The organism is Virgibacillus sp. Bac330 (assembly GCF_003667845.1).
Taxonomy (GTDB): domain Bacteria; phylum Bacillota; class Bacilli; order Bacillales; family Amphibacillaceae; genus Virgibacillus; species Virgibacillus chiguensis.
The window spans coordinates 377771-396636 of record NZ_CP033048.1 but is presented as its reverse complement, the minus strand read 5'-3'; the positions used below and the strand labels follow the sequence as shown (position 1 = coordinate 396636).

14 protein-coding genes and 1 riboswitch are annotated in these 18866 nt (G+C 38.3%); of the genes, 8 read left to right on the top strand and 6 right to left on the bottom strand.

The window, feature by feature from the left end; genetic code table 11:
- Positions 1–145: 145 nt before the first annotated feature.
- The 3 genes from D9780_RS01750 to D9780_RS01740 form a co-directional block, all read right to left on the bottom strand.
- Positions 146–2530 (bottom strand): heavy metal translocating P-type ATPase, encoded by a 2385-nt coding sequence (locus tag D9780_RS01750; RefSeq protein ID WP_121639059.1) that lies wholly within the window; start codon positions 2528–2530, stop codon positions 146–148.
- A 184-nt stretch (positions 2531–2714) separates the two neighbouring features.
- A complete protein-coding gene (locus D9780_RS01745; protein ID WP_073006498.1) occupies positions 2715–3017 on the bottom strand; it encodes a metal-sensing transcriptional repressor in 303 nt (100 codons plus the stop codon).
- A gap of 488 nt (positions 3018–3505) precedes the next feature.
- On the bottom strand, positions 3506–3757 hold the full coding sequence (locus tag D9780_RS01740; RefSeq protein WP_116279041.1) for a hypothetical protein: 252 nt from the start codon (positions 3755–3757) through the stop codon (positions 3506–3508).
- A 346-nt stretch (positions 3758–4103) separates the two neighbouring features.
- Between D9780_RS01740 and D9780_RS21285 the strand changes: the two genes are divergently transcribed.
- Positions 4104–4850, top strand: a complete 747-nt coding sequence (locus D9780_RS21285) for a hypothetical protein (protein WP_205601112.1) — start codon at positions 4104–4106, stop codon at positions 4848–4850.
- Between the two features lie 219 nt (positions 4851–5069).
- On the opposite strand, the gene D9780_RS01725 is transcribed toward D9780_RS21285, so the two are convergent.
- Complete coding sequence (locus D9780_RS01725) at positions 5070–5639, bottom strand: biotin transporter BioY (RefSeq protein ID WP_121639058.1); 570 nt, start codon at positions 5637–5639, stop codon at positions 5070–5072.
- A gap of 1125 nt (positions 5640–6764) precedes the next feature.
- Between D9780_RS01725 and D9780_RS01720 the strand changes: the two genes are divergently transcribed.
- Complete coding sequence (locus D9780_RS01720; RefSeq protein ID WP_121639057.1) at positions 6765–7487, top strand: 3-ketoacyl-ACP reductase; 723 nt, start codon at positions 6765–6767, stop codon at positions 7485–7487.
- Positions 7488–7737: 250 nt separating this feature from the next.
- Here D9780_RS01720 and thiT read toward each other — a convergent pair whose 3' ends face one another.
- Both thiT and D9780_RS01710 read right to left on the bottom strand, forming a co-directional pair.
- Positions 7738–8334 carry an energy-coupled thiamine transporter ThiT gene (gene thiT, locus D9780_RS01715; RefSeq protein ID WP_121639056.1) on the bottom strand — a complete coding sequence of 199 codons (597 nt, stop codon included), beginning with the start codon at positions 8332–8334 and terminating at the stop codon, positions 7738–7740.
- Between the two features lie 155 nt (positions 8335–8489).
- Positions 8490–8592: riboswitch (TPP riboswitch) on the bottom strand.
- A gap of 974 nt (positions 8593–9566) precedes the next feature.
- Positions 9567–11207: a M4 family metallopeptidase gene (locus D9780_RS01710; RefSeq protein WP_240458762.1), complete on the bottom strand. Its 1641-nt coding sequence runs from the start codon at positions 11205–11207 to the stop codon at positions 9567–9569.
- Between the two features lie 791 nt (positions 11208–11998).
- Between D9780_RS01710 and D9780_RS01705 the strand changes: the two genes are divergently transcribed.
- The 6 genes from D9780_RS01705 to D9780_RS01680 all read left to right on the top strand — a co-directional run bounded on the left by D9780_RS01705 (position 11999) and on the right by D9780_RS01680 (position 18761).
- Complete coding sequence (locus D9780_RS01705; RefSeq protein WP_073006488.1) at positions 11999–12469, top strand: ImmA/IrrE family metallo-endopeptidase; 471 nt, start codon at positions 11999–12001, stop codon at positions 12467–12469.
- A 1090-nt stretch (positions 12470–13559) separates the two neighbouring features.
- A complete protein-coding gene (locus tag D9780_RS01700) occupies positions 13560–14753 on the top strand; it encodes an NAD(P)/FAD-dependent oxidoreductase (RefSeq protein ID WP_121639055.1) in 1194 nt (397 codons plus the stop codon).
- 21 nt (positions 14754–14774) lie between these two features.
- Complete coding sequence (locus tag D9780_RS01695; protein ID WP_121639054.1) at positions 14775–15329, top strand: hypothetical protein; 555 nt, start codon at positions 14775–14777, stop codon at positions 15327–15329.
- 97 nt (positions 15330–15426) lie between these two features.
- Positions 15427–16827, top strand: a complete 1401-nt coding sequence (locus D9780_RS01690) for an MBL fold metallo-hydrolase (protein ID WP_121639053.1) — start codon at positions 15427–15429, stop codon at positions 16825–16827.
- A gap of 273 nt (positions 16828–17100) precedes the next feature.
- A complete protein-coding gene (locus D9780_RS01685; RefSeq protein ID WP_240458761.1) occupies positions 17101–18129 on the top strand; it encodes an ATP-binding protein in 1029 nt (342 codons plus the stop codon).
- Positions 18126–18761, top strand: a complete 636-nt coding sequence (locus D9780_RS01680; RefSeq protein WP_073006471.1) for a response regulator transcription factor — start codon at positions 18126–18128, stop codon at positions 18759–18761. The genes D9780_RS01685 and D9780_RS01680 overlap by 4 nt, the downstream gene beginning before the upstream one ends.
- The last annotated feature ends 105 nt before the right edge of the window (positions 18762–18866 follow it).

Here is an 18866-nt window from a genome sequence, read left to right as displayed (position 1 = left end):
AGCGCAAATCTCCTTTCAATATTTTTAAGATTTATCTTCAACAAGTCTGATCAAACAACAACTATCGATGCTTTTCGTACGAATAGCGTTTAATCAGTTCCTGTTGAAATATTTATAGAGAAGCTAATAGGGAAATGTTTTTTCCCTATAGCTTTACCCGCTTTAATCGTAAGGAATTTGATACGACACTTACAGAGCTAAATGCCATTGCCGCACCTGCAATCCAAGGTGCAAGTAAGCCAACTGCTGCAATCGGAATTCCTGCTGTGTTATAAGCAAAAGCCCAAAATAAGTTTTGGCGAATATTTTTTATCGTTGCATGACTTGCTTTAATCGCCTTTGGAATCAATAATAATTCGCCACCTAAAATAGTTACATCAGCAGCTTCTATTGCCACTTCTGTACCTGTTCCAATTGCAATACCAATATCAGCAACAGCTAATGCTGGAGCATCATTAATACCATCACCAACCATCGCTACATGCTTGCCCATTTCCTGTATCATTTTTACTTTATCCGCTTTTTCCTCTGGTAAAACTTGCGCAATCACATGATCAATACCAACCTGCTTGGCGATTGCCTTCGCTGTTCGTTCATTATCGCCTGTTAGCATAATAACTTCAAGTCCTCCGTCTTGTAGCTGACTAATCGCTTCTTTCGCTGTTTCTTTCACCGTGTCCGCTACGGCGACAATTCCTTCAAACTGACCATCTACAGCAATTAACATGGCAGTTTTCCCATTTTTTTCAAAGGATTGCATGGTCGTTTCTTCCTGCTGGTAAGCAATGTTGTATTTTTCCATTAAAGTCCTTGTTCCTACAAGAATCGTTTTTCCATTCACTTGCGCAGAAATACCGTGACCCGGTATTGCTTGAAATTCTTCCGTATCGAATAACTCCAAGCCCTTTTCTGTTGCCCCAGAAACAATTGCTTCTGCTAATGGGTGTTCAGAACTTTTTTCCGCACTTGCAACTAACTGTAAAACTTCATCCGTGCCCGTGAAATCTGTTATTTCTGGTTTCCCTTTGGTAATTGTTCCTGTTTTATCAAAAATGATAGCATCTAGTTGGTGCGTACGCTCTAAATGTTCCCCACCTTTAAACAAAATCCCCTGCTCGGCTGCTTTACCAGTTCCGACCATAATTGATGTTGGCGTTGCTAAACCGAGTGCACACGGGCATGCAATGACTAACACAGCGATGGATGCGACTAATGCTGGCTCCAACTCCCCTGGTGTCACAAAAGCAATCCAAATAATAAATGTGAGCATTGCGATACCAACAACAATTGGTACGAAATAACCCGAAATAACATCTGCCAAACGTTGGATCGGTGCTTTTGAGCCTTGTGCGTCTTCCACTACTTTTACAATCGAAGCTAAAGCCGTATCTTTTCCTACCTTAGTCGCTTCCATTTCTATTGTTCCATTTTTATTCATCGTTGCGCCAATTACTGTATCTTTTAAATTTTTTTCCACAGGTAAAGATTCACCAGTAAGCATCGATTCGTCAACAGCCGTACGTCCTTTGGTAACAACGCCGTCTACAGGTATTTTCTCTCCTGGCTTCACAATAAGTCGGTCACCGAGAACGACTTCTTCAACAGGTATCATCGCTTCTTCATTATTTCGAATGACACGTGCCTGTTTTGCTTGTAGATTCAATAATTTAGAAATTGCCATCGTCGTTTTACTTTTCGCTTTTGTTTCTAAATACTTTCCAAACAAGATAAGCGTAATTAAAATCGCACTTGTTTCGAAATAAAGATGTGGCATATAGTCAGGATTGCCAATCGTTTTTATTGCTTCATATAAACTATAAAAATAAGCAGCACTCGTTCCTAAAGCTACGAGTACATCCATATTGGCTGCTTTATTACGAAGATTTTTATATGCGCCGTCATAAAATTGCCAGCCAATAATAAATTGTACAGGTGTCGCTAAAGCAAATTGGAACCACGGATTCATAAAAATACTTGGTAGGCTAAGTCCAAACAAATGATCAAGCATCGTTACCAAAAGAGGTATAGATAAAATAGCCGATAGGATAAGTTTCGTTTTCATACGTTGGATTTGCTTTTCTTTATGGCTTTGCTTTTCTTCTTTATTTGCTCTTGGCTGGGCTTGGTAACCTAATTTTTCAACTATGCCAATCAATTTTTCTTCGTCAATGAATGACGGCTGATATTCGATAACAGCTGTTTCATTAGCAAGATTTACTGTCGCATTCTCCACACCTTGTTGTTTGGACAAGACTTTTTCAATCCGGTTCGAACATGCTGCGCAAGTCATACCCGTAATATCAAATTCAACCTTTTCCGTTTCCACACCATACCCTAGTTTTTCAATTTTTTCCGTAATATCTTCTAAGGAAACTTTTTCCGGATCGTAATTTAAGTTTGCTTTTTCGGTTGTTAAATTCACCTGTGCTTCTACGCCGTCCACCTTATTCAGTACTTTTTCTATGCGACTAGAACAGGCCGCGCAAGTCATACCAGTTACTCCAACTGTTACATGTTCCTTCTCTTGCATTCTCCTTCACCTCACTTATTGACTCATACCTTAAGAAAATAATATCGCTAAGTCTTTATGACGAGCAAATACACGATACAGCTTAAAGATTTTATACTTTAGATTATTTCGCCAGAAGGCTAAAAATTTTGCTTTTCAAAGTGAATATTTTTTAAAAGAACACTTTTAGGAGTGCATGACCTTTTTATTTGGACAGCTGTTTTAACACTTCCATTAATTCATCAATCGCTGCTTCCCCTTGTCCTGATTGTACTGCATGCGATACACAATGCTTCGTATGCCTTTCCGCAATGGAAAAACCTACTTTTTTAAGCGCTGCATTAATGGCACTAATTTGGACTAAAATATCAATACAATATCTATCTTCTTCCACCATTTTCTGCACGCCTCGAACTTGACCTTCTACCCTTTTCAGCCGGTTCGTTATCGCGGATATTTCATCCTTTGTTCGAGGCGTTACAGGATGTTCTGGTTTTGCCGTTGTCATCTATATCAACTCCATTTCTTATTTTTTACTACTCACACTTATACTATACCCCCCTATTGTATTTTATGCAATATGTATGCTTATGAAAAATGTATAACAAATATAAACTGCTGCAAAATTAAAAGCTGGGACTGAGTTAGAGATTATAACCACCCGTTTTTTGCCAATTTCTCAAATTTAAAATTACATCACCATGAACAAAGGCTCGGGGCGCCCGTTTAGCAACGTAGAAAGTGGAACGAATCAACGAAAGTTTTAGGAATCATGCTGAGATGATGTTGACGAACCAATGATGACTTATCGTAGGGCAATGGAGTGAAATCGCCTAGTTGCTGGGCGCTCGAGCCAGACGTGGCTAAATAACTTAGTAAGTTCATCCACAGCTGCTAAATTTTATAATTTCTTTGACCACAAAAAAACCTTTCCAGCAAAAATTTGCCAAAAAGGTTCATAGTTAGTTTCGTAAATAGCTTCTGCAACGAGTAGCCCTAAAATGCATAAACAAAAAACGCAATCAATCCTACCAAAATGGTCACTGCATATATCCAGATGAGTATTGGCACATTTGATTTCAACGATTTCGTTTCATATTCCATCGAACGTTGCAATTCACTTTGAGCGGTTTCACCTTCTGCTTCATATTGCTTCATTTTTCTCTCTTCCTGCTTAAACACGTACAACGTGCCCCCAAGAGCAACAAGAAATAAACAAAATAAGAAAATAATTAATGCCATATTCATAGTAATAATCCCCCCACGTTTACACGTATTTTCAATAAAAATTAACGATTGCTATGTCGATCATTACAATATACGTTTTATTATGTTCATTCGAGTAATTAGAAAAACGTGAATTAACGCCAAGCTTCCATGGAGAGTCTACGTTTCACTTAAAACTTCTAATTTCCTTAATATGAAATAAAACTTTTTAACATTGTAAGTTCTCGACTGCCCCTTCATTTATAGCTATCATAACTTTTACATGAATAGGAGCAATTTGCAATTCTTTTCAAGCAATTGTCAAAAAAAGTTAACGTTTTCATGATTTTCTGTCTACGCTAATTTGTATGGAAGGAATTATTTACTTATGCGTGCGCAATTTAGCCAACATGAGAATGGAGAGAGCAATTTTCCGAAGTATGGAGGGTTAATTCTTGCGTATGGTGAGCGTTTTTTCGTTCGAGGTGAGCGTCTTTACGCTCGGGCGAGCGCTTTTTCGTTCGAAATGAGCGCCTTTACGCTCGGGGCGAGCGCTTTTTCCTACGGAGCGAGCGTCTTTATGCTCGGGAGAGCGCTTTTTCCTACGGAGCGAGCGTCTTTATGCTCGGGCGAGCGCTTTTTCCTACGGAGCGAGCGATTTTACGCTCGGGGTGAGCGCTTTTTCCTACGGAGCGAGCGTCTTTATGCTCGGGCGAGCGTTTTTTCGTTCGAGATGAGCGTTTTTACGCTCGGGGCGAGCGCTTTTTCCTACGGAGAGAGCGTCTTTACGCTCGGTGCGAGCGCTTTTTCCTACGGAGAGAGCGTCTTTACGCTCGGGGCGAGCGCTTTTTCGTTCGAAATGAGTGCCTTTACGCTCGGGGTGAGCGCTTTTTCGTTCAAGATGAGCGATTTCATACTCGGGATGAGCGCTTTTTCGTTCGAGATGAGCGCCTTTACGCTCGGGGCGAGCGCTTTTTCCTTCGAGGTGAGCGCTTTTTCGTTCGAGGTGAGCGCCTTTACACTTGGGGCGAGCGCTTTTTCGTTCGAGATGAGCGATTTTACGCTCGGGGCAAGCGCTTTTTCCTACGGAGCGAGCGTCTTTATGCTCGGGCGAGCGCTTTTTCGTTCGAAATGAGCGTTTTTACACTCGGAGCGAGAGCTTTTTCATTCGGGATGAGCGCCTTTACGCTCGGGGCGAGCGATTTTTCATTCGAAATGAGCGATTTTACATTCGAGGCGAGCGCTTTTTCGAAGAAGGGCTTTTTAAAAAATGTGAAAAGCCACTCGTCCAGTTTTTTCCAATAGGCAATTTCTAATAATGGCTCATTTGTTTAACAAATTTATTCTTCCTTATTTATACTACCTCTTGTTTCGTTTCCAAAATTAAATTAGCATGTACGAGACGTTTTCGTACAGCGATTCCTATCCAGCTAGCTAATGCAGCTTTCATCAATCCAACGATGATAAATGGATAGACCCCAGCTACTAATGCTGCATTCCATGAAAGATCTAAAATAATTTTCAATTGCGTTGTCCCAAATGCTAATGTAATAAACATACCTATTATATTTGCAATTAAAGCATTTTGGAAACGAAAGCTTGTCTTTTCGAGAATGAAACCTGTAACATATGCTGTAGCAATAAAACCAAAAATATATCCTCCTGAAGGGCCGACTAACACATGTGCGCCACCGCTAAAGCCAGCAAAAACAGGCACCCCTGCACCTCCAATTACCGCATAGCAAATCATCGCTAACGCACCTTGTTTACTGCCTAAAATAGTTGCCGTAATTCCGACTGCTAAAGTTTGTCCACTTATCGGTATTAGTGGTAATGGTATTTCTATTTGTGCCAAAATAGCTGTGAGTGCTGCAAACAAAGCACAGTTAAGCATGAGGCGAAGTCTTTTTCGTTGCTGTTCCATGTTAATAAATCCCCCCATTTCACATAAACGTTCATGTTTTTTCAAAATTGTACTTGGAAAAAAGAATATTGTCAACTTCACTAACGTGATAGTTTACATTTAGAGTGAGCAATTTGTTGTTTAAACGTTCTATATTAGGGAGAAGCAATAATACGTCATTCAGTAAATGCCATTAATCGATGCATTTTTAAATAATTAAAATATAAATGAATATTGAATATAGCAAAGAGTACTAGAGATAATGATAGTTATTCAGTCTTCTTTTTCGTTTAAAAGTAACTTATTTTAAACCGGCTACTTCCTTATAGCGTTAAACGTACTTAACCAGGAGACGAGCGACTTTTACTCGTTCATGAGCGCTTTTCGGATCACGGCGAGCGCTTTTTCGACGTGATTGAGCGATTCTCGGATCATGGCGAGCTACTTTTACTCGTTCATGAGCGATTTTCGGATCACGACGAGCTACTTTTCGACGTGCTTGAGCGATTCTCGGATCACAGCGAGCGCTTTTTCAACGTGCTTGAGCGATTTTTGGATTACGGCGAGCGCTTTTTCAACGTGCTTGAGCGATTTCTGGATCACGGCGAGCGACTTTTACTCGTTCATGAGCGATTTCAGGATCATGGCGAGCGACTTTTACTCGTTCATGAGCGATTCTCGGATCACGGCGAGCGCTTTTTCGACGTGCTTGAGCGCTTTTCGGATCACGACGAGCGCTTTTTCAACGTGCTTGAGCAATTTTCGGATTACGGCGAACGACTTTTACTCGTTCATGAGCGATTTCTGGATCATGGCGAGCTACTTTTCGACGTGATTGAGCGATTCTCGGATCACGGCGAGCGCTTTTTCAACGTGATTGAGCGATTTCTGGATCATGGCGAGCTACTTTTCGACGTGATTGAGCGATTCTCGGATCATGGCGAGCTACTTTTACTCGTTCATGAGCGATTTTCGGATCACGACGAGCTACTTTTCGACGTGCTTGAGCGCTTTTTCAACGTGCTTGAGCGATTTCCGACGTGTGGGAGTGATTTTCTAATGATAGAAATGTGTAGTTTGAATCTATTCTTTCAAATAGATATACTTACAATACAAGTAATAATCAATGGAGAGGGGTGGCTTATGATGGGGCAACAAATTAAAGGAAAGACGGCGTATATTACAGGTGCTGGTAGCGGTATTGGAAGAGCAACTGCACTTGCTCTTGCTAAGGAAGGTGTTCATGTAGGCTTCATTGCGCGTACGGAATCCAAATTGGAAGCTGTTGCAAGAGAAGTAGAAACATATGGCGTTAATACCAGTTATGCTGTTGCTAATATAGCAAAGTTGGAAGAAGTAGAGGAAGCTGTTGCGAAGCTAGAAACGTCGCTTGGGTCTGCAGATATTTTAATAAATAATGCAGGTATTGGAGCATATGGCGATTTTCTAGAAATGGATCCAGAAACGTGGAAACAAACTATAGAAGTGAATGTTTTCGGTACGTATCACGTTACTCGCGCCGTCTTACCACATATGCTCAAGAAGAATCAAGGCGATATTATTATGATCTCTTCCAGTAACGGATTAAAAGGGACAGCAGGTTCGACTTCTTACAGCGCTTCCAAATTTGCCATTCAAGGTATGTCCGAAGCTTTAATGCAAGAAGTGCGCAGAAATAACATTCGCGTTTTCACATTAAATCCAAGCCTTGTTGCTACAGAGCTTGCTTTCGGCGAAAAGTTAGCGGAGAAAAATGACGATAAATACATGCAACCCGAAGATTTAGCTGAATACATGGTAGCCCAATTAAAATTGCATCCGAGAATGTTTATTAAACAGTCGTTACAATGGGCTACGAATCCGTTCTAAAAACCAAAACTGTTGCAGACGTTTAACAAAAACGATTTGCAACAGTTTTTATAATTTGCTTTTCGTTTCCTATTCAGAGACTTATAATTCTAATTATTGTAACGGTAACATCTTTTAACTCCAGTTAATTGGCATAACTAACCAGGGATTTAGGCACCAGCTTAGATCTTCCCCTTCTTAAAGCATGAGTTGAAATAAAACTGCTGCTCTCGTCTTTTCTTTTGTAGTCTGAAAAAGAATTCAACTAGATTTAAGAAGCTTTTTTTAGATTTTTCAATGTAACTGTTTCCGCTTGTACTAACCGCGGAGCACTACCTAAAATCACCACTAAAACAATTGCGCAAAAAACAAATGCACCTACAAAAGTCGTGCCATTGGCGATAAAAGAATAAACGAGTGGCGAAGTTCCCTTAGGAGCGTAATCCCCCCAGAAAATGACACCTGCAAGAAAATGCCAAAAATACCTTGCCATGCTGCCCACAAACACTGCTGCTACCCCCCATGTCAAGGCCACTTTTTTACGTCCATTTGCAAAACTTTTTTGAATGAATGGCGAGAGTAATCCTGCAAAACCAACGCTAGCAAAAGCAATAAAATATTCAATTAAAAATTGGGTCGGTGTGAGAATTGTTGCATCACCGAGCATCACCTGTAACAACCCCCATAAGAAACCCGCTAATATCCCTGCTAGCATCCCCCTCCGAAATGCAAGAATAAATATGGGTACCATAGCAAAAGAAATGGATATAGCTGGTGATAATTTAATGGAAGGAAGAAAATCCAAAATCATTGCGAATGCTGCAAAAAAAGCCGCCTCAACCATTACTAATAAGCGAATATTTTTCATTAAAAAAGCTCCCCTTTCACGGAAACCCCAAGGGAAGCATCATTGTTCGACGTAGTTGTTCATTTATTGTGTAGAAGGTAAATGCTTACAAATGCCCGCTTTACATACAGGATCTTCCTGCACCTAAATCGAACTAGCATTTTATGCATAAACCTAAACATTGTTGTCCACATCCCTACGCAAGTGCTAACTAAACAGGTTCAAAGGGTCTCAAACATTTCGTTTCATCTCAGCCAAATGGCTCCCCTTGTGGTTTCTATATATATGATTTTCATCTATTATAAGCGATAAATTGTTCTTTGAACAGTTTTTAGATTCTTTATAAACCAAAAATTTTTTCAACAACAAGTCGTGTTCACATAAATAGTCAGAAAAATAAAGCTAACTTCTTAAATTATTCTAGAGGTTGTGCAAATTTCTCAATTGGGGACGCATATTAAAACGTTTGTATCGATATGCGTATTTCATCAGTGCTTGCATTCCTATCGTCTAGGCGCCTTTTTCTGATTCCAGCACCCTAGGACTTATCTTTAGTTTCAGAACTCCAATATTAAGCGTACGTTGTTTCTAACACGCACATATCCATTGTATTTCTAATTCCGGCACTCATATCGAGCGTGTTTCTTTCACCAGCGTTCGCATACCCTAGCCACCTACGCACATTCCTCATGTTGGTGATAGTTTTTCGACGTTAAAAAGACATGTCTCATATACGGAGCAATGACCTGTCAAAGTCAAAGAAGTATATCTAACATGTCTACAACTAGAGAGCGAGTGATGACTCATTTTCATGTACTTTAAATAAAGTTCGTTTGAAAGATATAGAAAGATAAAACGAGGATCCTCGTTATGTCATGTTGGTAGTATAGCCAAAAGAAAGAATCGTAGGTGGTTTGACATGGAGCTTGGCGAGCACAATTGATGAGCCAAACATGCTATCATGGACCGCTACTCCATGTAAAACCTCTTAAACTACCTGCCGCTTCCATACACTAGTGAAGATAAATACCTATTTATCAATCTATCTATCTTTATAACGATCACTACTTCGTGTTTCATCGTACCAAGCAAATGTGTCGCCAAATCAGACAGATGAACCCAAAACTGTTCACATGCAAAACAGCAGGCTCAAAAAGCAACAGCTTATGCTTTTTGAGCCATCACGCCTTGACAACATTCGACCTGCTGTTTTCTCACTCATTTGTACCTCAAATTCATTCTTTACCTTTTTATTAGTTTACACCAACGCGGTCCCACGCACGAGCAACTTCCTGAGCAGCGCTTTCCCCATACAAATCTTGAGCAGATTGAACGAGTGCTTGCCTTGCATCTTGGAAACTACTATTCGGCGTTAAATAGGTCGTTAATGCACGATAATAAACTTGTTCCGCCTTACTTACACCTATACCATGAACAGTGAAATAAGCCGCTTTATTCGGAATTCCACTATTAATATGAACTCCACCCCAATCACCGTCTCGGGTGTTTGGTAAATGTTGATAATCGTTCATATGATCTGGCTGATTATACCTTGTTGGGTTAGCTAAACTGCGTAGTGCATCCCCTTCAATACCAGGTGTATATACATCTTCACCAATTAACCAATCACCATCCACAAAATAGGCAAAAACATCAGCAAACGATTCATTTAACGCACCAGATTGGTTGGCGTAGACAAGATCAGCTGTTTCGTCAATCACTCCATGTGTAAGCTCATGAGCTACAATATCATTTGCACCAGATAACGGAGCAAAACTTCTTCCATCTCCATTACCGTAAATGATCTTATCACCAAGCCATGCTGCATTATTATAGTTGTTTCCATAATCAACTATCGACCGAATTGTCGAACCGTTGTCATCATAACTAACCCGACCAAATGTATTATAGTAATAATCAAATACTTGTCCAGCATGATAATGAGCATCAACAGCCGCCTGTTGTTCTTGATTCGTGAAACGATTATCTTCATCTTTCACATAAACACCTGGAAGATTTCTATCGCCTCTTCCTTGATTCGTGAACGTTTCAATGACGCCATTCATTCGTTTTGTCGTATCATAGAGATAATAGTCCCCTTGATGATAAAACGTATTTAACTGTCGCTGATGTCCAAGGACACCTATTCCACTTCCAGTAGAAGAAATTTCTTGCGCCTGATTGATCGCTTTTAAAACCTCTCCACTCTCTGCATTCACCCAAATATTCCAGTACGCTGGTTCCGGTTTGGCAAATTGAAGCTCTACGCGGTATGCTAACGTGTACTGTTTATTATCATCATGATAGACAACTAAATCAGCAGTTTCTTCCAGCGTATTAAACGTTTCTCCAGTTAATGATGCCATTTTTTTATCTGCTTCACTACGCTTTATATCAATGTGTTTCCATGCATTATTAATTGCTTGTTGTTTAGTTAGTTTTTGTTTTTCTGTTAATTTTTCAGGAGCATTAGGATGAAACTCCCCGTTAATTGCTGTAATTTTTTTGTCTTTATTCACATGTACGGCAATTTTAGAATTATCTATTGGTATATTTTGAATTTTCGGTTTATAAATGTAATGAGTCATCCCTATATCATCTACATTAGATTCTATAAAATCTAGTTTTGTTTCCGAGTTAATTTTAAAGAGTTTTTTATTTTCTAGCAAAAACTTCCTTACATCTGCCTCTTTCGTCACTTTTCGTTCGGATAACTCTCCGTTAATAAACGAAGGCCCTTTTTGCTCATTTTCTTGCTCCCATTTCGTCTCAACATCTGAATTAATTTCCCATTCATCCCCTGAATCAGTAGCATGGGTTACCTGAGCATTACTTACAATTAATGTAGTAGCTAAGGTGATCAAACCCATTCGATGAAGCCATTTCTTTTGCATTTGCAATCACTCCTTTTTTGGAAACTATTGGTATTTCTTGTGGAATAATAGTATCGTAGATTGTATTATATGACAATGAATCAATCGGCTCATTCTCGGTTGAATGTTTAGGTATTAATACCTACAAAATTACTTAAAAAAGTCAAAACATAGACATTGGTTAAAAATTAAATTACATAAAAAATGTCACTTATATAGGTTTTTTGGGGAGTTTTTCATATTCTTTATACTACATCGTTTCATGCTCTCCTTTCATATAAAAATGTTCTATTATAAAAGTATTAATCTATAAATAGCGTGACTTATTTTATATTTTATAATTACAAATACCTATTATTTGCACACACTCTGAATTAAAAATGTTTGATAAGTTAGTCTACTATGCATCAATTTGTGTTATCATTAACAACTTAGGGTATATAAATGGTCATTTTAGTTACTTATATGGAAACATGTTGGACTTTTTTCATTTTTCAATTGTTCCACCTACTTCCTTTTTCATTTTTTTATGCTATAATTTGGATTACAACACATGACATATAAGGTATTATCTTACATTTACTACGTAAGACTTTATAAATCTCTTAACAGTTCCGATATTCTAATTACTATGACTAACAATGAAAAGGTAGGCGATACAAATCTTATACTAGTTGAACTATGTAGAAATATGATTTTCCCTTTGTGTGTCCTTACGCACCAATAATCTCGTTCACTATTTAACAAAATGAGGCGCTTGCTAACTACCAAAAGGGTAAAATTAGAGATTTTGACTATGTCGGGGGTCTACGATGAGTTATAGAACTACACCATTAGAAGAAGGTATTAAAAATCTTTATATGAAACTAGGAATTACAGAACCAGAATATCCTATTGAAGAACTTGCGGTAAAATTAAACATTTATATAAGTTACCAAAAAAAACCTTGCCTACAACAAAGAGGAACCATATATTTAAACCCTTATTTGTCGAGTGAAAAACAGAAAGAACTATTTTTTTATGAATTATCACATGTCCTTCCACATGTAGGGATACAATTATTTATGCCAAAATTATTTAAAAGTTTGCAGGAACATAAAGCAAACTATATTGCTCTACATTTAGCAATACCAACCTTCATGTTACAAAAGGTAAATTTCCCTCTATATCATGAAGATGCAATTGCAAATGTTGCTAACCAATTTAAAGTAACAACTGAATTTTCACAAAAACGGTTACATGAATATAGAAATCAAGTAAATCAAAACTTAAACATTCTCTAATAGTTGTTCTAGAAGTTATCATTCTACAATGAATTAATTTAAACAAGATGTATTTATTTAAAATTCATAATCTAAAGACGTTTCGCAAGTCGAAGTAAAATTTTTAAAAAGTTGTACTACATTTCAAAAAAATCGATGCGTCTATGAGGAAAGCGCATACTTTAAAAATTTACAAGCCTCCTTTATTCTCCAGGTTGTGTAGATGGTTTTTTGACATAAATGCTTTTCCAATTAGATGCAGTAAACCGATAAGAGGAGGAATAACGTTGAAAAAAATAGGCTTAACTTTTATTGCATTAGGGATTGTTTTTCTTGTAAAAAAAGGGTTCTCATTGAAAGTAGAAGTAAAGCGAACATAACAAATACGATATTGGTAAATCCAAGCTTACCGCTAAGCTTCCATGACACGATCCTTCGTCGTCTGTTAAAGTTCTATCCTTTTTATCGTGTATAACTTTCATGAAAATGCAAAAAAGATGGGGCATAAACAAAACGTATTTAAGCACCATCTTTCCTTCATATATTACAGGCTCTTCTCCCCTTTTAATCATTTTAGAGTTGTAAAACACCTGCATATCTTGTCAATATTCCCTTCCTTCCAAATAAAAACACCTATATATTGCGCTTTAAAAAATCGGTTTTCTCTGCCCGCCCACCGACGAGCAGAAATACAGCCATCGATATACAACTCGAAACTTTTACAAATCGCTTGTCGAATAGAAAAAACCATGACTCGTGCTCGATATATCGTGATTCACACGATTATGTCTTCTATGGATATTTCTATTGACAGAAATGATGAGCGACTGTTCTTTCCAACCCTTTTCTATATCTTTAAGTTGGGGATTCTAGGTGACATCTCCGCTTACATGTAACCTATCCAGATCTTAAACAAACTCCCTAAATTATGTGTCATGTTTTTCTTAATATAGTTATAACCTCTATGCTACTGGCTACACATATACCTATGGGAAATTTTATACTTCCTCAAAGTAAAAAATAAGGGAAACCCCCTATAGTATGAGAAGCTATTCAATCGTACAATAAATATAGATATGAAAAATAACTTTGTAAAGCGAGGGGGAGACATATGTCCAAACATTATCAAGTTCTCATCGTAGGTGGCGGTACTGCTGGCATAACAGTTGCAGCTCAGCTGTTACATTACTCCAAACATTTCAAGCATAAAATAGCAATTATTGAACCAGCAGAAGAGCACTATTATCAACCTTTATGGACACTTGTCGGGGCAGGTGTTTCTAATATCGAGACGACAAAACGATCCATGGAAAGTGTTATACCAGAAGGGGCAGACTGGATTCAGGAAGAAGTGGTTTCCTTTGATCCAACAAATAACAACGTTTACACCAAAGAAGGCAACCATATTCAATATGACTACCTTGTTGTTGCAGCAGGGATTGACATTAACTGGCAAGCAATAAAAGGATTACCAGAAACGTTAGGGAAAAATGGCGTTTGCAGTAATTACGCTTTTGAGCACGCTCCTTATACATGGGAAGTTATTCGTAACTTTACAAGCGGAAATGCTATATTTACGCATCCAAACTCACCAGTAAAATGCGGTGGCGCACCACAAAAAATTATGTATCTTGCAGAAGAATCTTTTCAAAAAACCGGTGTTCGGGATCAAGCAAATGTACTATTTTATTCGGCGAACCCTGCCATTTTTGATGTTAAAAAGTACCGTAATGCCTTAGAAAAAGTCATTGACCGAAAGCAGATTCAACCACACTTTCGTCATCATTTAATTGAAGTACGTGGCGAAGAAAAAGTAGCCGTTTTCGAATCATTAGAAACTGGCGAGCAACAAACCGTCTCCTTCTCCATGTTACATGTTACGCCACCAATGCAAGCACCATCTTTTATTAAGGATAGCCCAATTGCAGATGATGGAGGCTGGGTGAATGTGCACCCGTATACGTTACAACATACTCAATATGCGAATATTTTCGGCATTGGTGATTGTAGTAATTTACCGACATCGAAAACCGGAGCGGCGATTCGTAAACAAGCACCTGTTGTTGTACAAAATATTATTTCTTCGATAAAGGAAAAACCGCTTGCAGCAACGTATGACGGGTACAGCTCCTGCCCACTTGTAACAGGGTATAATAGCTTAATTTTAGCCGAATTTGATTATAATAAAAATCCACAAGAATCGATGCCATTTAACCAAGCAGTAGAGAGAAAAAGTATGTATTTATTCAAAAAAGATTTCTTGCCAATTATGTATTGGGATGGCATGTTAAAAGGAATTATGTAAACGGAGAAGGGGGATGAAACAATGCCACATACTGCTATCCATTCAGATGAAAATAAAGACCTTCTTCATGAGTTAAAACAACCGGAAATCCATCAAGCTTTAACGGGTATTATTCATCGGTTACCTGAAATCGAACGCACGTTACAATCGCTAGAGCAATTGACACAATTTTCGATGGATGTCGTAAAAGACCAAACTACGATGGAAGCTTTAGAGGAACGATTACAGTTATCTAGAATCGATGAATCATCATTGGAAGCGCTTGTCGCTTTATTAGCCAAACTGCCTACTATACTAGAAATGGTCGAGCAAATAGAAAAGATTGCCTTGTTTATCAAACATGTTGTCCATGATGAACAATCCATGGAGCAAATAAAAACATCGATGGCAGAGCTTCCGTTCATACAACAACAGAAGGAAGTAAAAGATTTCTTCGAAGCCGTGCAAACGAGACACGAATCGATCGAGCAACACATTTCTATTTTTACCATTATCAAATGGATGAAAGAACCTCATGTACAAAAATATTTAAAATATATGCAAGCTACTTTAGACGTTTTAAAAGCGAAAAAATAATCTAGTGCTGACGTTAAATTAAGCAGTAAATGTTAAAAATCAACGTGCTTTCAACAAGTCTTATTTAAATATGAGATATAAAAAGGAGTTGTCTATCATGTTATTACAATATTTTTATGATGATAAGTTAGCCCAAGCATCCTATTTGGTCGGATGCCAAGCAAAAGGAGAAGCGGTTGTTGTTGATCCAGCTCGTAACATAGAAGCATATTTATCTACTGCTGAAAAAGAAGGATTGAAAATTGTAGGTGTGCTAGAAACACATATTCACGCTGACTATGTATCTGGTGCTAGGGAATTTGCTGATCGCGTAGGCGCTACCTTGTACGTATCCGATGAAGGGGATGCAGATTGGAAATATGAAAACCTTAATAGCTTTTCTTATAAACTACTAAAAGATGGCGATATAATTACACTTGGTAATTTAACGTTTAAAGTCATGCATACACCAGGGCATACACCAGAGAGTATCTCCTTCTTACTAACGGATGGCGGCGCTAATGCCGACGAACCGATCGGCATTTTCACAGGGGATTTTGTGTTTGTCGGAGATGTCGGTCGCCCTGACTTACTAGAAAAAGCTGCTGGCGTGCAAGGAACGAGTGAACCTGGCGCAAGAGACATGTTCCATTCATTAGAACGATTTAAGCAGTTACCGGATTTCTTACAAGTTTGGCCAGCACACGGAGCTGGTAGTGCATGTGGAAAGTCGCTCGGAGCAGTTCCATCTTCTACTGTCGGCTATGAAAAACGATTTAATTGGGCATTACAGCACGAGAATGAAACGGACTTTATAAAAGCATTACTGGCAGGACAACCGGAGCCGCCTGTCTACTTTGCGATTATGAAGCATGTTAATAAAGTAGGACCAGCAATCCTTCGCGATCTGGAAAAACCAGAAGTTATAACTGATGGAAACCAAATTGAAACACTCTTAAATGATGGAGCACAGGTTTTGGATACACGTGAAGCAGAAGCATTTAGCCAGCAACATATACCAGGTACGATCAACATTCCATTTAACCCGTCATTTACAAATTGGGCTGGATGGCTCATCAATTATGACGAACCTTTATATTTGTTATGTGATCCAAATCAAACGGATGACATATTAACTGCCCTTCGCTCCATTGGAATTGATTTAGTTAGAGGATTTATGGATGCGGAGCAAGCTATCAAACAAGCGAAAAATCTAGAATCATATGCAAATATCTCACCACAAGAAGCGAAACAATTACTAAAAACAGAAGCTATCACGTTCATTGATGTTCGCAATCAATCAGAATGGGATGAAGGGCATATCGAAGGCGCAAAACACATCATGCTTGGAACATTAAAGAATCGCCTTGACGAAGTTCCAAATAATGGCACGATTCTCCTTACATGTCAGTCAGGTGGTCGTTCTGCAATTGGAGCGAGCTTATTACAAGCTAAAGGGTATAAACATGTACAAAACGTGACAGGCGGATATACTGCTTGGACGGAGCAAGATAGCTAAGCGAAAGAGAACGGAACACGAAGGTAACGGGGGTATGCTGGAAAAGAGTAGCCCCCTTTTCCAAATACTTATTCATGACGGAAGGTTTCGTTTGGTTGATACAAACATATACTCCTATAGGGCTTTGAATATACCAATCTAATCATTGACTCCCTTACTAAATCATTGGCTTGTACAATAACATACAAGCACAGATGCAGAAAAGAGGAAAGTCATCGCCTATAATGAAAGGAGAAGTGCTACTATTTTTTGTACGTAAAGGGGGTAATCGCCGTGTGTTCTATTCAATATGAGAATAAATATTTACATCAAATCTTCGAAAACATTCAAGATGGGATCATAATTATGGATCAGAGTCGTAAAATTTTAGCTATGAATCCTTCTGCAAAGAAATTAACAGGCTGGTTATTACATGATCGTGTACCGTATTGTTCTTTTTGTGAAACGCGTTTGTTACAAGGAAATGAAAATAAATGTTATTTAATTGCGCATGATGAAGTGCCTTATTTTCTTTCTGATATGCCGACGTATCATGGTAAAAAAATTAATGTGGAAATGAGCACCGCATTAATGTTCCACGATGCTACAACACATGAAAAAGAGTATTTACTTGTCTTACGCGACCAATCTCTCATGCAAAAAGAAAAAGAAGCACAACTCTCAAAAAAAATGATCCAAAAATTAATTGAAGCAAAAGAAAATGAGCATAAGCGGCTTGCCCAAGAGCTTCATGACGGGGTTGGTCAAGCACTCTACAGTATTTCTGTCGCTTTACAAGCCATTGAATCCTTTGTAAATGATACGCGAATTCAAAGCTATGTCGATGAAGTGCAAGATGAACTAAATCACGTGATGAACGATATTAAAGCCTATTCTTATCAACTACGGCCCCAGAGTATTGATCGTTTGGGATTAGTTGCAACGATACAAGGGCTTATGCATACGTTAGAAAAAAGTAATCCAAACATTACGATTACTTTCACCACCACCTTAAAAAATCGACTTCCTTCTTTAATGGAGATTAATTTATACCGAGTTATTCAAGAAGCCTTACACAACACGATTAAATATGCGAACGCGACACAAGTTGTCATTGAACTTATAGACATGCCTCATAAACTAGAATTAACCATACGAGATAACGGAAAAGGGTTTGATACAAGCAAACGTTCCATGGGATTAGGCCTAAAACATATGGAAGAACGAGTGAATTTACTTCGAGGTTCATTTCAAATTGCTTCTGAGTTACAACAAGGTACCATTATTCGTGCATCAGTCCCAAAGGAGGATCACCTTCTATGATTCGTGTATGCATTGTAGATGATCATCGGTTAATTCGTCGAGGACTTCAGTTATTGCTCGAAGCTTATCCGGATATTCAAGTTGTTGGCGAAGCAGAAGATGGAGACGAAGCGATACAGCTCATGCATCAATTGGAAGTTGATGTTATGTTAATGGACGTATCCATGCCTAATGGGATAGATGGATTTACAGCTTCTGAAGTTATCTTACAAAACCACAAACATGTCCATATTGTTCTTTTAACGATGCATGATGAAGAAGTATACATACAAAAGGCCATTCAACTCGATATTGGGGGATACATTTTAAAAAATAGTAAAGGCAACGAATTACATGAAGCCATACATGCCGTCCATCGTGGCGAAAAATACTATAAAGTAGGCTTACCTGAAGATCAAATCGCTAAATTATTTAAACATAGCAAAAAAGATTATTCGATTTTATCTGTTAGGGAAAAAGAAATTGTTCGACTTACTGTGCTTGGCTATACAAATAAACAAATGTCGCAACGTTTATTTATTAGTCCAAAAACAGTGGAAAACCACAAAGCAAATATTATGCACAAACTCGAGTTAAAATGTAAATCTGAATTAATCCAATACGGTCTAACGAATCATTATCACACAATATAGTTGTTTATTTTTTGTATAAAGTAAACCTTCAATCAGAGGGGGGGTCGAAGTTTCTCTCTTCCCACACTGATTGTTAGGTGAACGAAATCGCGGACGTAGGTGCTG

Coding starts and splice junctions, on each gene's coding strand:
- D9780_RS01710 (WP_240458762.1), bottom strand. CDS start 11,207: ATGCAAAAGAAATGGCTTCATCGAATGGGTTTGATCACCTTAGCTACT.
- D9780_RS01750 (WP_121639059.1), bottom strand. CDS start 2,530: ATGCAAGAGAAGGAACATGTAACAGTTGGAGTAACTGGTATGACTTGC.
- thiT (WP_121639056.1), bottom strand. CDS start 8,334: ATGAAAAATATTCGCTTATTAGTAATGGTTGAGGCGGCTTTTTTTGCA.
- D9780_RS01690 (WP_121639053.1), top strand. CDS start 15,427: ATGTTATTACAATATTTTTATGATGATAAGTTAGCCCAAGCATCCTAT.
- D9780_RS01745 (WP_073006498.1), bottom strand. CDS start 3,017: ATGACAACGGCAAAACCAGAACATCCTGTAACGCCTCGAACAAAGGAT.
- D9780_RS01720 (WP_121639057.1), top strand. CDS start 6,765: ATGGGGCAACAAATTAAAGGAAAGACGGCGTATATTACAGGTGCTGGT.
- D9780_RS01680 (WP_073006471.1), top strand. CDS start 18,126: ATGATTCGTGTATGCATTGTAGATGATCATCGGTTAATTCGTCGAGGA.
- D9780_RS01700 (WP_121639055.1), top strand. CDS start 13,560: ATGTCCAAACATTATCAAGTTCTCATCGTAGGTGGCGGTACTGCTGGC.
- D9780_RS01695 (WP_121639054.1), top strand. CDS start 14,775: ATGCCACATACTGCTATCCATTCAGATGAAAATAAAGACCTTCTTCAT.
- D9780_RS01725 (WP_121639058.1), bottom strand. CDS start 5,639: ATGGAACAGCAACGAAAAAGACTTCGCCTCATGCTTAACTGTGCTTTG.
- D9780_RS21285 (WP_205601112.1), top strand. CDS start 4,104: ATGCGTGCGCAATTTAGCCAACATGAGAATGGAGAGAGCAATTTTCCG.
- D9780_RS01740 (WP_116279041.1), bottom strand. CDS start 3,757: ATGAATATGGCATTAATTATTTTCTTATTTTGTTTATTTCTTGTTGCT.
- D9780_RS01705 (WP_073006488.1), top strand. CDS start 11,999: ATGAGTTATAGAACTACACCATTAGAAGAAGGTATTAAAAATCTTTAT.